This window comes from Bacillus sp. PAMC28748, from assembly GCF_014250415.1.
GTDB lineage: Bacteria > Bacillota > Bacilli > Bacillales > Bacillaceae > Bacillus > Bacillus licheniformis.
Genome location: NZ_CP060192.1, coordinates 3,949,919 through 3,963,767 on the forward strand (window position 1 = coordinate 3,949,919; position 13,849 = coordinate 3,963,767).

General features: G+C 46.9%; 13 protein-coding genes and 1 pseudogene. 6 read left to right on the forward strand and 8 right to left on the reverse strand.

Going from position 1 to position 13,849, the window contains the following annotated elements; all coding sequences use genetic code 11:
* Positions 1-157: 157 nt before the first annotated feature.
* Both H7F26_RS20450 and H7F26_RS20455 read right to left on the reverse strand, forming a co-directional pair.
* Positions 158-2,944 (reverse strand): sigma-54-dependent transcriptional regulator, encoded by a 2,787-nt coding sequence (locus H7F26_RS20450; RefSeq protein WP_003183837.1) that lies wholly within the window; start codon positions 2,942-2,944, stop codon positions 158-160.
* 397 nt (positions 2,945-3,341) lie between these two features.
* Positions 3,342-3,806, reverse strand: a complete 465-nt coding sequence (locus tag H7F26_RS20455) for a hypothetical protein (RefSeq protein ID WP_003183839.1) — start codon at positions 3,804-3,806, stop codon at positions 3,342-3,344.
* 120 nt (positions 3,807-3,926) lie between these two features.
* Between H7F26_RS20455 and H7F26_RS20460 the strand changes: the two genes are divergently transcribed.
* On the forward strand, positions 3,927-4,187 hold the full coding sequence (locus tag H7F26_RS20460; RefSeq protein ID WP_003183841.1) for a YrhK family protein: 261 nt from the start codon (positions 3,927-3,929) through the stop codon (positions 4,185-4,187).
* Positions 4,188-4,301: 114 nt separating this feature from the next.
* On the opposite strand, the gene H7F26_RS20465 is transcribed toward H7F26_RS20460, so the two are convergent.
* Positions 4,302-4,904, reverse strand: a complete 603-nt coding sequence (locus H7F26_RS20465) for a CatA-like O-acetyltransferase (RefSeq protein ID WP_003183843.1) — start codon at positions 4,902-4,904, stop codon at positions 4,302-4,304.
* Between the two features lie 216 nt (positions 4,905-5,120).
* On the opposite strand from H7F26_RS20465, the pseudogene H7F26_RS20470 reads away from it, so the two are divergent.
* Positions 5,121-5,683 (forward strand): annotated as a pseudogene (locus H7F26_RS20470) (bifunctional transcriptional activator/DNA repair enzyme AdaA).
* A gap of 4 nt (positions 5,684-5,687) precedes the next feature.
* Positions 5,688-6,215: a methylated-DNA--[protein]-cysteine S-methyltransferase gene (locus H7F26_RS20475; RefSeq protein ID WP_017474357.1), complete on the forward strand. Its 528-nt coding sequence runs from the start codon at positions 5,688-5,690 to the stop codon at positions 6,213-6,215.
* A gap of 33 nt (positions 6,216-6,248) precedes the next feature.
* On the opposite strand, the gene H7F26_RS20480 is transcribed toward H7F26_RS20475, so the two are convergent.
* A complete protein-coding gene (locus H7F26_RS20480) occupies positions 6,249-7,097 on the reverse strand; it encodes an aldo/keto reductase (protein WP_003183850.1) in 849 nt (282 codons plus the stop codon).
* A 29-nt stretch (positions 7,098-7,126) separates the two neighbouring features.
* On the reverse strand, positions 7,127-8,362 hold the full coding sequence (locus H7F26_RS20485) for an MFS transporter (protein ID WP_026080806.1): 1,236 nt from the start codon (positions 8,360-8,362) through the stop codon (positions 7,127-7,129).
* 156 nt (positions 8,363-8,518) lie between these two features.
* Between H7F26_RS20485 and H7F26_RS20490 the strand changes: the two genes are divergently transcribed.
* Both H7F26_RS20490 and H7F26_RS20495 read left to right on the forward strand, forming a co-directional pair.
* On the forward strand, positions 8,519-8,896 hold the full coding sequence (locus H7F26_RS20490; RefSeq protein WP_003183854.1) for a winged helix-turn-helix transcriptional regulator: 378 nt from the start codon (positions 8,519-8,521) through the stop codon (positions 8,894-8,896).
* 19 nt (positions 8,897-8,915) lie between these two features.
* Positions 8,916-9,581: a peptidase E gene (locus H7F26_RS20495; RefSeq protein WP_003183855.1), complete on the forward strand. Its 666-nt coding sequence runs from the start codon at positions 8,916-8,918 to the stop codon at positions 9,579-9,581.
* A gap of 310 nt (positions 9,582-9,891) precedes the next feature.
* On the opposite strand, the gene H7F26_RS20500 is transcribed toward H7F26_RS20495, so the two are convergent.
* Complete coding sequence (locus tag H7F26_RS20500) at positions 9,892-10,719, reverse strand: uroporphyrinogen-III synthase (protein ID WP_003183857.1); 828 nt, start codon at positions 10,717-10,719, stop codon at positions 9,892-9,894.
* Between the two features lie 107 nt (positions 10,720-10,826).
* Between H7F26_RS20500 and H7F26_RS20505 the strand changes: the two genes are divergently transcribed.
* Positions 10,827-11,771, forward strand: a complete 945-nt coding sequence (locus tag H7F26_RS20505; RefSeq protein WP_003183859.1) for a cupin domain-containing protein — start codon at positions 10,827-10,829, stop codon at positions 11,769-11,771.
* A 42-nt stretch (positions 11,772-11,813) separates the two neighbouring features.
* Here H7F26_RS20505 and H7F26_RS20510 read toward each other — a convergent pair whose 3' ends face one another.
* Positions 11,814-12,770 carry an ABC transporter substrate-binding protein gene (locus H7F26_RS20510; RefSeq protein ID WP_003183861.1) on the reverse strand — a complete coding sequence of 319 codons (957 nt, stop codon included), beginning with the start codon at positions 12,768-12,770 and terminating at the stop codon, positions 11,814-11,816.
* A 77-nt stretch (positions 12,771-12,847) separates the two neighbouring features.
* Complete coding sequence (locus H7F26_RS20515) at positions 12,848-13,747, reverse strand: LysR family transcriptional regulator (protein WP_025808043.1); 900 nt, start codon at positions 13,745-13,747, stop codon at positions 12,848-12,850.
* Positions 13,748-13,849: the final 102 nt, after the last annotated feature.

Below are 13,849 nucleotides of genomic sequence, written 5' to 3' on the forward strand. Positions count from 1 at the left end.
AGTATCGTGCCAACAAAGCTGTATTAAGCGCTTTCATTGTATTTCAAGACGAATTATTTTCATATTTGAAACACGTTTAAGCATAAAAATAAACCTGTATTAAAATGGGGGTCCACTTAATACAGGTTTACATGAAAAAATTGCCGATGGGAAACAGCTATAACTCTTCAGCAAAGATGGACGCGATAAACATTTTTTCATCTTCGCTGATCGCAAGACCAAGCTTTTCTTCGTAAGGCTTTAATGTTTTCTCTGTGATGTGAAGAACGTTTTCAAGCTGATCATTCATCTCTTCCTCCTCCGGAAAAGCGATCGGGTTCTGTTTGATCACCCTTTCAAAAGCAAAAGCGGTATGCATGATGACTTTGATCAGCACAGCGTTGCTGAATGTCATACGCAGTTCGTCTTGAACCGTCTGAAGCCACTCCAACAGCATGTCTATCACATGATAGGGATTCAAAAAGACAAGATACTTCTTCAGGCTGTCTTCGCAAAGCTCCTTTACAACCACATTTTCACCGGATAATCCGCCGCTCATCGGGATATCGCCGGTTGCAATCACCTGCTGAATCACTTTTTCCCCTTCCCCTTCAATCAATACTTCTAAAGGGACGTGCGGAGCATCGATTTTAGGGTTCTTCGTGCCAACCGTGGCAAGAATCTCATACGCTTTTTCAATTTCTTTGATGCGGCTTGCTAATTTGATCGATGGCACCGTCAAAATGCTGATTTGTTCATCAGATGTCCTGCTCACGATTGATGTTAAAATCTCTTCGAGCTTCTTCGCCGTTCCGCCGCCTGTTGTGCAAATGGAGACGATCGCCTTCTTTTTGCCTGAGACCCGCGGTTTATCGGCCCATAAATCGATGAAATCCTTTGTAACCGAATCGTAGATGGCGTGCAAATTCAAATTCAAATAATTCACCTTGCGGACGGCATCGAGCACCATAGATGTCGTAACATTGCTGATCGTTTTTATTTTAACGCCCGTTTGTTGTTCAAGCCTGCTTTCCAGCATCGCAAGCGATCCCATGTCGACAAGCATTAAAACGCCTTCTCCTTCATCAACCTGCTTCACTTTCTCCGCTAGGCAGCTGACGATTTCCGAGGGTGAAACGGTCAAAGGCATATCAACCGCAGCGATCGGGGTGCTTCCCAGCAGTTCAGTGGCTACTTCAACCATAGAGCTTGCCGTGCTGTTTCCATGGGCGGCCACGACAATGCCCGTCCTTTTGTTTTCTTTCCATGATTTAATCGACTGAATGAGCATCGTCAAGTAGATGACTTCGATTTCCGGAACGGTTACTTTGAAATATGCTTGAATTTTATCTTTGAAAATGAGTGCGACCTCGTATTCTTTCACATGGGTTTCCCTGATTTCATCTGTTTCCTGCGAATTTAAGACATCAATCTGCTTTCCGCGCTTTAAAAATGCGGCGATGTGCATGCTCAGGAAATAGATGAATTTACGGTCGAACTTGCAGTCAAGCTCATGTTCGGCGACTCCCTTTAATTCTTTCGTCATCTGAATCACGTCGTCTTCAACGAATTTGAGTAAACTGTGGTTTTGAAGCATTTTCTGATTAAAAAAGCTTCTGACGTGCAAATGAATATCCGTTAATATATATTGATTGATTTGCTTTTTTGTTAAGCCTTCTTTATTGAGGATTTTCGCTTTTTCTTCTATGACATGATACAAGTTAAAGGAGTCATCGATTTTCGTTGCTTCATCTTCCACAATCGGAGAGATGATCGTTGTAATGTTGACATATTCAGAAATCATTTTGCTCCGTTCAATATTTTTGCTGCTGGACATCCAGTCCTCTTTGATCTCGTCCGGAAGATCCCGGACGGTCAGTTCAACAACCTCGTCTTTGTCAAGGTTATTTAAAAACCCGTGCGCACAGACCAGCTGTACATTTGATTTCAGCTGCCCGACATTTCCGAATTTTGCAGAATGAATCAGTGCATTATAGACATCGATGTGCACATTTAAGTTTTTTTTGATCCGCTCTGCTTCTTTCCCCAATAAAAACGTTGTCAGCTCCACTCTTTCTCCAAGGGACCGTTCATTGAGCGAAGGGATATGTACGGTCATCGGAATTCTCCGCAAAAATGTCTTCAGCAATGCAGAGCTCGGATTTTCTGTTGTCGCACAGATAAACAGGACTTTTGCCGTTCGTTTATGCTCTGTTTCACCAAGCCTGTTGTATGTGCCGCTGTCTATGAAATAAAACAGCATTTCCTGCCCCTCCGGCGGGAGGCGATGGATTTCATCCATAAACAGAATGCCCCCGTCCGCCTGCTCGACTAATCCTGCTTTGTCTTCACCCGCACCTGTAAAAGACCCTTTTTTATGTCCGAACAATTGAGAGAGCAATAATTGAGGGTTGTTATAGTAATCTGCACAGTTGAATGTGATGAACGGGGAATCGGGCTTCAATATGTCAGAATAAACGGCGAACTGGTAGATCCGATTCGCAAACAGCGATTTCCCCGAACCCGTCGGCCCGAGCAGCAGCATATGCAAGCCGTGCGGAGGATAAAAGACTGCCGCTTTCGCCTGAGAAATTGCCTTTTTCAAGCTCCCTTTAGCCCCGATCATGAGCTCGAGGGGATCGGCGGATATATTGCGCGCCGGCTTTTTTTGGCCGTCAGCCAGCCGCCTCAGTTCTTCAACCTCCATCAACTCTGAATTCCATTTGATGTTCAAGACGTTTTCAACAATTTCCACCGGGATGTAGCGGACGGGGAACGTTTTAATCTTGATCACCTTTTTGGCCCGAACGAGATTGTTTAATTCAAAGCTGACATTGGAACGCTCCATTTGCAGCTGCCCGGCGATTTCTTTAGCCGAATTCCCTTGTATCTTTAAAAGCTGATTGATATTCTTTTCGCGAAAATTATCCAGCAGCTGATGGTAGATTTTATCTATTCTTTTCATATGTATCATCCTTTGTTCTCGATTGATCAGCAAAAGGCTGGGGACTTTCTTGAAGATTCAGAATTCCAAAAGCGTATCACGGGATAAAAAAAGATCTTTTACAGATTGACAACCCCGGTTCACCCTACTTTTATATCGATTAGAGAGAGCTCTCATGACACATTTGGTGTTTTTGCTTCATCGGCATCTATGGAAACACCCTCCCAAAGTAGCAGCTTGTCAATAGTGTATCATCATTGAGAAAAATATTGGTGAAAACATCCTGTATTTTTCTTTAAATGCAAATGTTTTGTGACGAGCTCTGCTGGTTCGAGGTCGCTTCGATATCGTATGGCCGAACGATCGGCTGCCTAAGTCATTAAAAAAAGACCGTTGACGATGAACGGCCATTTTTTCTTCATGATTCATCTCCCTTGAAAATGAACGTTTCCTTTAAAAGTCTGCCTTCGCTTCCTTTTTCCGTCCAAATCATGTCCACTTCCAATTCGGTCGCATTCTCTGCCATAAGCAGATTGCGGTGCTTGACAGAGCTTCCGTGATTTAAGCTTTTGGCTAAAGAAACCGGATTTTCGTGAGGAATGTTCCAAAGCGAAAATTTCGTTGAAGAATTAGGCTCGTTCCGATAGACAAAAATTTCCGCCGAAGCCACATCGTGTCCAATGTTTTTGATTTCGACAGCATAAGTATGAAACGCTCCTTTTTCCGGTTTCGCCATTCCGTTTCCGGCTTCGGCTTTACCGATTTGAACTTCCCATTGTTTTGAAGCTTGTTTAACCGGCAATTCTTCAAACGTCAGCGCTTTCGTTTCAAATGACGGAACAATCAAGCCGAACAGGCACGATGCACATATGAATAACCGCATATTTTTCACTCCTGGATGGTTTATTTCCCCATATGTTTTCCTAATTCATAAATCCTATGTATACCGGCGTTTCACTCCGGCTTCCGGCAGGGTAAATAAAAGGATTGGAGTGATCAAGCAATGCCGCAAAACAATAACAATCGATATGAACTCTTTTTCAAAAAAAGATACAAAGTTCTACATACATTAAACGATTTTCTCATCGGCCTTTTATTCCTTGTCGGGAGCTTCTGCTTTTTCTCCGAGGAACTGAAGCCGGCGGGACTATGGATGTTTGTGATCGGCAGCTTTCAGCTGTTAATCAGGCCGACGATCCGTTTGGTTCATGATTTTCACTACAGAAAGTTTGTTGAGAGCCGGCGTTCCAAATGCCGGGAGTAAACACACCACAGTAAGACCGCTAAGCAGCGCATATAAAAAAGGCCGAATCATATCGGCCTTTCCTCTGTCACACAAGCCACTCCTTACAATCGGCGGCAAGCCGTGCCAACTCGTTCATGAAGGCGCCGGCATGATAGCCGTCACACACGGCATGGTGTACTTGCAGGGAACGGGCAAAAATGTTTCCCGGCCTTCTGAAAAGTATTTCCCGTTTGTGATAATCGGCAGCAAGTGTTCGCTGTTATCAAGGTTTAAATTGAAGTTTGTAAAGCTCACCCATGGAATAGATGAAACTGAGAACGTATTGGGCGGGATGTCCGGCTTAGCCCAAAGGCCCCTTTTGTCTCCAAAGCGCTCAGCGTCCAGAAGATATTGATGATAAAACTGCGAAAAATCGTCTGAGTATTCCGTCCAGAGGGCGGAAAACGTTTGGTCGTCCTGATGAAAAATCGCATAGCACGGATGCATTTGTTCCCAATAACCCAGCCGTCCTTTGTCATCAAAAGTTGTTCTAAACTCAGGGCGCGAATGAATGACCCTTGATACGATATAAATAAAAGCCGGGTACAGCTTGATCTTCTTTTTCTTGAGCAAGGCGAGCAAATTTGTCACATTGACGTTTGCCGTGATGCTGAAAGAACATTTCGCTTCCTTCATGTAATGGTCAAAATAAGATTTTCTATACCATGTGTCAAGCTCGATTGTTTGAAAATTCATGTTTTACCTCCTAAAATATAGATTTTTATTTTAGGAGGCCTGCTTCACTGATTCCGGCAATATTCTCACCCCATCCTGTGTTGTAAATGAATTGTAGCGCGTTTCGGAGGTCCAGGCAACAGTCTCTCTTCTTCTTTGTCTTCTTGCTGTGCCGTTCTCCGCCTCTCCACCTCCGGCTGTCATATAGGTTATACTGACATAGATCGGGGTGAAGATATGAACAGCAAATCACGATTGACGCCTGAAATGTGGCGGGCGATTACGGAAAACGATTCCGCCTATGACGGAGTTTTTTATTACGCGGTCAAAACGACCGGCATATTTTGCCGCCCTTCCTGCAAATCGAGAGTTCCGCAAATCGACAATGTGCAGATCTTTTTCAATGCAAAAGATGCTTTATCAGAAGGGTACCGCCCCTGCAAACGCTGCAATCCGGCCGGGGCGCTGCTGCCGGATGAAGAGCTGGCACAGCGTGTGGTGGAAATCATCGAGGAATCTTATCGCGATCCGCTGTCTCTGCAAGCTTTGGCTGACAGGTGCCATATCAGCCCTTTTCACCTGCAGCGGACATTTAAACGAATCAAAGGCGTCTCGCCGGCAGAATACATCCTGCAGAAAAGGATTGAGAAAGCGGTCGATTTGCTTGCTCATTCAGAACGATCGATCGCAGAAATCGCTTCAATGGTAGGCATTTTGCGAATGCGGAATATTTTGCCTCTTTGTTTAAAAAGAAGACTGGGCAATCGCCGACGTCGTACCGGCAAATGAAACGGAGGTAAACATATGGACGATCAAATCGTATACTGGCGTACGCTTATTTGCCGAGGTTGGCAGATTCACATTGGGGCGACTGCCCGCGGGCTCTGTTTTACAGGGGGATGGAATCAAGGCTTCGAGGATTTGGCCGCTTGGGCTGAAAAAAGATTTACACAGCCAGTTTTCATTCGGGATGACAAAGGATTGGCAGAATACGCCGAGCAGCTGCAGGCGTATTTGAACGGCAAGCGAACTCATTTCAACTTTCCTGTCGACCTTGCCGGCACGCCTTTTCAGCTGACAGTGTGGAAGGCGCTCTCCGAAATCCCTTACGGCAGCACTTGCTCCTATTCCGATATCGCCGAGCATATTGAAAAGCAGGCCGCTGTGCGGGCAGTAGGCGCGGCGATCGGCGCAAATCCGCTGTTAATGGTGGTGCCTTGCCATCGGGTTATCGGTAAAAGCGGGCAGCTCACGGGATACCGGGGCGGATTGGATATGAAAAAAGAACTGATGATGATGGAGTCCGGCGGTGTAACCGCACAATTCAATTAAAGCCCCGTTCGAATGTCGAACGGGGCCGTTTTGTTAAAAGTCAAAGTTATCGGGATCAGGGCCGACACGGGTGTTTTCATTCAGCGCGTCAATTTGCTTCATTTCCTCGGTGGTCAGTTCAAAATCAAATATGTCCGCGTTTTGGGCAATCCGCTCCGCTTTAGTCGACTTCGGAATCGTAACGACCCCGTTTTGCAAATCCCAGCGCAAAATGACTTGGGCCGGTGTCTTGCCGTACTTGTCCGCGATATCTTTCAGCAGTGGATGGCTGAGCAATTGGCCTTGCATCAGCGGCGACCATGCTTGCAGCTGGATGCCGTGCGCACGGCAAAACGCTTGCAGCTCTTTCTGCGTCAGCCGCGGATGATACTCAACCTGGTTGATCGCCGGTTTGACGGCGGCATCTTTCAGCAAGTCTTCCAGATGGTGAATCTGAAAATTGCTCACTCCGATTGCTTTTACGCGTCCTTGTTCATAAAGTGTTTCAAGCGCTTTCCACGCCGCTTTGTAGCGTCCTTCAACAGGCCAGTGGATCAGGTATAAATCAAGGTAGTCAAGTCCGAGCTTTTCGAGACTCGCCTCATAGGCTGCAATCGTTTCGTCATAGCCTAAATCGTCATTCCAGACCTTTGATGTAACAAACAGGTCTTCTCTTGAAATGCCGGCTTCTTTCAACCCCTCGCGGATTCCTTGCCCAACCCCCTCTTCATTACCGTAGATGGCTGCGGTATCAATACTGCGGTAGCCGTGTTTAATCGCCGTTTTTACGGCTTGTACCAGTTCGGGCCCTTCTTCTACTTTAAATACGCCAAGTCCAAACCAAGGCATAGCTGTCCCGTTATTCAATTTGATTCGATCTTGCAAATTTTTTGCTGTCATCATTTAATTGGCCTCCTTATATTTTGTATGCGTCATGCGCAGTTTTCCTTTAAAGCTTGATTTTGTTTTTGATCATTTTGTTTTTGATCATTTCGTTCCAGCGCCCTGCTCCAGCCTGTCAGCACGACGGCGCCGAGCACCATCAAAGCTCCCACCCATGGAGTGTGAATCAATCCGATCGATTGTGTGATGGCGCCTCCTGTATAAGAACCGATCGCTATACCGGCGTTGAACGCCGCAATATTGACAGCTGATGCGACATCAACCGCCCCTGGAACAAACCGTTCAGCCAGAATCACCACATAGGACTGGAGCCCGGGGACATTCATGAAGGCTAAAAATCCCATCAGCATGATGACGATAAAGCCCGCTGCCTGATAAGGAGCAGCCGCCGTTAAGATGAGAAGCACAGCCGCCTGGGCGATGAACATATAGAATAATGCAGTAAGCGGTTTTTTGTTGGCCGCTTTACCTCCGATAATATTTCCGAGCGCGACGGCAATGCCGTAAGCAAGCAAAATGACGGCAACAGCTTCCTGTTTAAAGCCCGTCACATGCTGAAGCAGCGGGGATAAATACGTAAAGACAACAAATGTCCCTCCATAACCAAGCGCCGTAATGATGAATAAAAGCAGCAGCCGCCCATTGGTCACAAGCTTCAACTGGCTCTTGAAAGACGTTCGGACGCCTTTCGGCAAATCGCCCGGAACAAGTAAGCTGTTGGCGATAAACGCCAGTGCGCCGACAGCGACGATCGCCGCAAAAGCAATCCGCCAGCCGAACTGCTGACCGAGGAACGTGCCGATGGGAACTCCGGTAATCATTGCAATCGTCAGCCCGGTAAACATGATCGATATCGCTCCGGCTCTTTTATCCGCCGGGACTAGGCTTGCCGCAATCGTTGAACTAATTGACATAAATACGCCATGAGAAAACGCCGAAATCACGCGGGCGGTTAATAAAACACCGATGCTTCCGGCACATGCCGCAAGCCCGTTGCCGATCATAAAAATGAGCATAATCACCAGCAGCAGCGCTTTTCTCGGCATACTGGATGTGACAGACGTCAGAACAGGTGCGCCGACTGTTACGCCCAGTGCGTATAATGATACGGTCAGTCCTGCCGTCGTCACCGAAATATTCATGTCTTCAGCAATTAAAGGCAGAAGCCCCACGCTGATGAATTCGGTCGTGCCGATGGCAAATGCGCTGGCCGCCAAGGCTAAAAGCGCTAATATACTGCGTTTTTTATCATGAACAGAGGTCATTCTTTTTCTCCTTTCTTTTTTAAGGTATAGCAAATGGCTGCCGGCTAATGATATTATGGTACATATCATCTGCAAAAAAAAGTACGCACTTTTAAGTGTGATAGGAACCAAAAAGTGAGATAGGTACTTTTCGGTACCTATGGATTGGAGGAGAACATGAAGCCGAAAAAGTATAATATATCTGTCGAAGCTACACTTGAAGTGATCGGCGGGAAATGGAAATGCGTGATTTTGTGTCACTTGACGCACGGCAAAAAACGCACGAGCGAGCTCAAGCGGCTGATGCCGAACATTACGCAGAAAATGCTGACCCAGCAGCTGCGCGAACTGGAGGAGGACGGCGTCATCAACCGGATCGTGTACCAGCAGGTGCCGCCGAAGGTCGAATACGAACTCAGCGAATACGGATGGACGCTTAAAGACATTTTGGATTCGCTGTGCTCCTGGGGCGAAAAACACATTACAAAAGTGTATGGAGACAAATTTGCTGTTTTGGAGGACAGCGTGCTGAATGAACAATTACAGGAAACATGATAAATAAGTGGAGGTCAGGATGGGAAAATGGTTTCTTTCCGGAGGCGGAGATGCACACCAAACCGAACAGCTGGATCGGCATTTTGCCCGGAGCATCTGTCCTCATAAGCCATTATTGTATATTCCGATTGCCATGGACGCCGACAGGTATGATGACGGCTTCGACTGGATCAGCCGGCTCTTTCACCCGCTCGGCATCAAAAACATTGTCATGTGGACGGATGTCAAAGGTAAAACCGTACACGATTTAGACGTGTTTTCTGCCGTATATATCGGCGGAGGAAACACGTTTCGTCTGCTAAAACAATTCATCGAATCGCATTTTACCGCGGTTTTAAAGCGCTGTGCCGAAAGCGGCGGCGCCATTTACGGCGGAAGCGCCGGCGCCGTCATTCTCGGAAAGAACATTATGACTTGCTCTTATATGGATCGCAACGCTTGCGGATTGCGGGATTTTAACGGCTTAAAGCTCCTCGGAGACTATTCGGTTTGGTGCCACTACAAGGCTGAACATGATCCGCTGATTAAAAGGTTTAGGAATGCTTTTGGCACTCCCGTCATCGCCTTGCCAGAGGAAACAGGAATCGCAGCAAGCACTTCAGACATCCGGGTCATCGGAACAAAGCCCGCCCGTATGTTTAAAGAAGACGGCGCAGTATTCGTCTCAGATCAATTTGTTTTATAAAGCAAAAAACGCTTCGGCTCATCAGCGAAGCGTTTTTCTTGTTTTTGCGGATGCAAGCCGTTTGACCAGGCGTTCCGTCAGAAAAAACACGGCTAAGCCTAAGCCTAGCAAAAAAGAAAAATTCGCAATCAACGGCTCATGATCAAAATATTCAAAAGTACTATTTCCAAAAAGTATCACGGCCCAGAAAATAAAAGCCGCACGGCAAGCTGCATCTTCGGCTTTTTTCCTTTTGGGTCTGCATCTTTAAAAAACATCACAACGCCCCCAAGGAGACTCCCACACCCCAATCTGCTGATTTCTTTCGCACTTACTGTGTTCTTATCCCCTCTTCCGTTTCATAAAACCGCGCCAGCTCCACAATCATCGCTCCCATCCGTTCGAGATCCGGAGCGAGAAGGCGTTCGACTCCTTCTTCTCTTAAAGCTTCTGCCGTCACTTTTCCGACAGCGGCCGCCAACACGCTGTCTTGAAAAGATTGAACAATTTTCTCCGCATAGCCGTTTTCTTTCGCGAAATGAAAAAGCGAGCGGACTTGGACAGCCGTTGTAAAGCAAACCGCATCCACTTCACGGTTGATGATCTCGCTGCACAATAAAGCGACGGTTTCCCGGTCTGGAGCAACATGCCGATACGGCAGAAGCGGAACAACGTCTGCACCTTTCTCTTCCAAAAACTGAAGCAGTGACGGAGCGTTTTCGCCGTGGAGCTGAACCATCACCCGTTTGCCGGAAAAATCGTGGGATTGGAGCGAGTCGATCAGTCCCTTGGTCGTGCCGTCTTCATCCGCCGCAACGGGCGTAATGCCGAGCTTTTTTAAAGCGGCGATTGTTTTGTAGCCTCTCGATGCCGCTTTCGCCCTGCGGATCGCTTGTAAATAGCGCTCTCCGATCCCAAGTTTCTCAGCTAGGCTGACAAGCGTTTCCGTCCCGATTCCGGTCGTGAAAATCACCCAGTCGGCTCCCGTTTCAACGAAGGCACGCAAATCAGGGCCTACTTCTTTTTCGGCCAAAAACACGGTACCCTGAAGGGAGCGAATGAGGGGAACCCCGCCTTGCTTTTTGATCAGCGTGCTCATTTCATCCGTTTTTCGCGATGCTCCGATGGCAATTCTTCTGCCGTTCAATCCTTTTCCCAATGCAATCCCTCTTTTCCGTAATCTGTTTTTTGTCAATGCAACTGTTTACTAGCATCTTCCAAATGAGATATGATTGAATTATCTAAAAATAACAGGAGGTTTTTTCAATGCATTCTCAATTTGAAACCCGAGCCGAGCATTTGACGAAACATGCCCGTTTTTTCGAGTATACCACTGCCTCTGACCCGATTGGAAGCGGAATAATCAGCCCGGTTCCTGTGAAAGAGTTCGGGCCTGAATTGTATGAGACAGGTGAAACGCGGATCATCCCGCTGGACATTTCCGAAGAACTGAAGACGGATTATCCCGCTTCAAGCCCTTCCCTTCTCGCCCACTTCATCAAGATTCGTTCAGGCGACACGATACACACTGCCCCCCGTGCGACAAGCGAACTATATTACATTGTCAGCGGCGCAGGGAAAACCGAAACGGGCGAAGATACGATTCACTGGCAGAAAGGCGATTTTTTGACTTTGCCTGCCGGTTCAGGCAGCCGGCATACCGCAGCAGAAGATGCAGCCATTTATTACATCACCGATTCACCTCTCCTGAATTATTTGGGCGTAAAGCCGTCGGAATCCCGCTTTCAACCAACTCTCTACACCGCTGAACAGTCAAAAGCAAAATTGGCTGAAGCGGCCGCCGCTCCTGACGCCCGTTATCGCAACCGCATTTCCGTTCTCTTGAACAATGAAATATTCGATCAAACGCTGACGATCACCCATGTATTGTGGGCAATGTTCGGCATCGTGCCTCCCGGCTCCAATCAAGCTCCTCACAGCCACAAGTCGGTGGCTCTCGATTTTGTCGCCTATGCCGCACCCGGCACGTATACATTAGTCGGAAGCAAAATCGATCCGGCCACAAAGGAAATCATTGATCCGAAACGAATTGACTGGGTAACCGGAAAAGCCTTCATTACACCGCCGGGATTATGGCATTCCCACCATAATGAGTCAGATGAAGCCGCCTATATCATCCCCATCCAAGATGCGGGCCTGCAAACGTACCTCCGGACACTGGATATTCAATTTCAGCATTATGAAAAATGAAAAAGCGGGAAGCCGGATCATTCTTTTCGGCTCCCCGCTTTTCTATTTATTTTTCGCTTTCTTGGAAATCATGTCGGCGATTTCTTCGGCCTGTGCCTGAACAGCGTTTGGATCATACGGCCAAAATCTGTCCGGATCGAGGAAAAAGACCTTGCCTTTTTTCACCGCGTCAAGCGATGCCCAAACCGGATTGTCCTGATCAAGCTTTCCGTTGTATGATTCGTCGACAAATATGTAGTCTCCGGCATATTTCGGCAGGACCTCGAAAGATATGGCTTTATATCCGTCAGCTGTATCAATTGCATCCTTTTTAACAGATTCAGGCGGCGTCAGTCCCAGCTGCGTATAGATCGCTTCTCCGCCCCGATACCCGTATGCCCCGTAGACATATAAAGATTTTGCATATGCGCCGATTAAAGAGAACGTTTCACCTTTTACAGATGCATCTTTAATTTTCGCGCGGGCGGCTTTCATTTTTTGATTAAACGTTTTCGTCCACTCCCGAGCTTCCTTTTCCTTGCCGAGCAGCTTGCCAAACGTTTTCATTTCATCGCGTGCATCTTTAAATGTGCCGAACGGATAGACGACAGTGGGAGCGATTTTTGACAGCTTTTCATATTCTTTTGAATCGTTCGTCATCGATACGATTAAATCGGGTTTAAGTTCAAGAACTTTTTCCACAGATACTGAAAAACCGTCTTTTCCCCCGATATCCTTTATTCCTGAAACTTGATCTTTAATATAAGGACTTCCAAGGTACTTTCCCGTTTCTCCAAGCGGCTTGATCCCGAATGCAAGCATGGTTCCCGCATAGCCAATCGTCACGACGCGCTTCGGATTAGCCGGTACAGTGACATTTCCGTTGATGGTTTTCACCACTCTTGTTTTCTCTTCATTTTTCTCTGATGCAGCCTGTTTCTGGCCGCTTTGACAGCCTGAAAGAAATACAGCGAAAGCGAGTAAAAGGGTGAATATATAAGAATATTGCTTTTTCGTCATATTTAATCCTCCAATTGATAATAATTATCATTATCAATATACAGGATATTTGTCATCTTGAGAAGTCCTTATTTGAGTTACGGCTGATCAGACCGTTCGTTCCGGCGATAATATTCAATGACAAATTCTTTAAAGTTGCGTGCCGCCGGCGACAAATAATGGTCTTTCAGGACGGCGAGACCGATCGTCCTCTCAGAACGGTAGTCTGACACTCGGCAAAATGCCACTGGAGAATGGACGTGCTCCGCCGTTTTCGGCAGGATTGCTACACCGAGCCCTGCTGATACTAGTCCCAAAATCGTCGACACTTCTTCCCCTTCAAAAGCAAGCTTCGGGCTGATGGACAGTCCCCGGCACATTTGATCAAACACATATCGAAGACCATAGCCCGGCTTAAAACAGACAAAGTCTTCGTGTGCAATCGACCGGATCGCGACTTCTTTCCGATCTGCAAGCGGGTGGTCGGCTGGAAGCACCAGATAAAGCTGCTCAGTATCCAACACCGTCCATTCAAGATGCTCGTTTGGAAGCGGCGGAGAGCTGAGGCAGATATCAGCTTCGCCCGTCTCCACCATGTGCTGAAGATGTTCATTTGCGGCCTGATACAGACGGAAAGCAACATTCGGGTATTTCTTTTTAAATTCGGCAATCAGCTGCGGCATGAGCCGCGAACCAAGCGTATGCAAAAATGATACCGAGATTTCCCCGGCATTCGGATTGACGCTTTCCCTGATTTGCTGAACGCCTTCGTCAAGGGCAAGGCGGGCCTGCTTCGCTTTGATGAGGAACTGCTCGCCGTACTTTGTCAGGCGGATCGATTTTGTTTTTCGAATAAACAGCGGGACGCCCAATTCTTCTTCAAGCTTTTTGATCGACCTGCTCAAAGCCGGCTGGGAAATCCGTTGTTCCAAGGCTGCTTTTGTAAAGTGTTTATGCCTGCTCACGGCAATAAAATGGTCAATTTGATAGAGTTCCAATCCTCATCCGCTCCTTCATAAATAAAACGCATGATGATGATAGTTATTATAAATTAGACACATCACAAATGAAAGCGTACCATGAAACATAGATTGTCATTC

What these genes read in the sequence shown, in the direction of transcription:
- H7F26_RS20465 (WP_003183843.1), bottom strand. Translation starts at nt 4,904, where the DNA reads ATGAATTTTCAAACAATCGAGCTTGACACATGGTATAGAAAATCTTAT.
- H7F26_RS20510 (WP_003183861.1), bottom strand. Translation starts at nt 12,770, where the DNA reads ATGACGAAAAAGCAATATTCTTATATATTCACCCTTTTACTCGCTTTC.
- H7F26_RS20485 (WP_026080806.1), bottom strand. Translation starts at nt 8,362, where the DNA reads ATGACCTCTGTTCATGATAAAAAACGCAGTATATTAGCGCTTTTAGCC.
- H7F26_RS20490 (WP_003183854.1), top strand. Translation starts at nt 8,519, where the DNA reads ATGAAGCCGAAAAAGTATAATATATCTGTCGAAGCTACACTTGAAGTG.
- H7F26_RS20505 (WP_003183859.1), top strand. Translation starts at nt 10,827, where the DNA reads ATGCATTCTCAATTTGAAACCCGAGCCGAGCATTTGACGAAACATGCC.
- H7F26_RS20475 (WP_017474357.1), top strand. Translation starts at nt 5,688, where the DNA reads ATGGACGATCAAATCGTATACTGGCGTACGCTTATTTGCCGAGGTTGG.
- H7F26_RS20495 (WP_003183855.1), top strand. Translation starts at nt 8,916, where the DNA reads ATGGGAAAATGGTTTCTTTCCGGAGGCGGAGATGCACACCAAACCGAA.
- H7F26_RS20450 (WP_003183837.1), bottom strand. Translation starts at nt 2,944, where the DNA reads ATGAAAAGAATAGATAAAATCTACCATCAGCTGCTGGATAATTTTCGC.
- H7F26_RS20480 (WP_003183850.1), bottom strand. Translation starts at nt 7,097, where the DNA reads ATGATGACAGCAAAAAATTTGCAAGATCGAATCAAATTGAATAACGGG.
- H7F26_RS20460 (WP_003183841.1), top strand. Translation starts at nt 3,927, where the DNA reads ATGCCGCAAAACAATAACAATCGATATGAACTCTTTTTCAAAAAAAGA.
- H7F26_RS20455 (WP_003183839.1), bottom strand. Translation starts at nt 3,806, where the DNA reads ATGCGGTTATTCATATGTGCATCGTGCCTGTTCGGCTTGATTGTTCCG.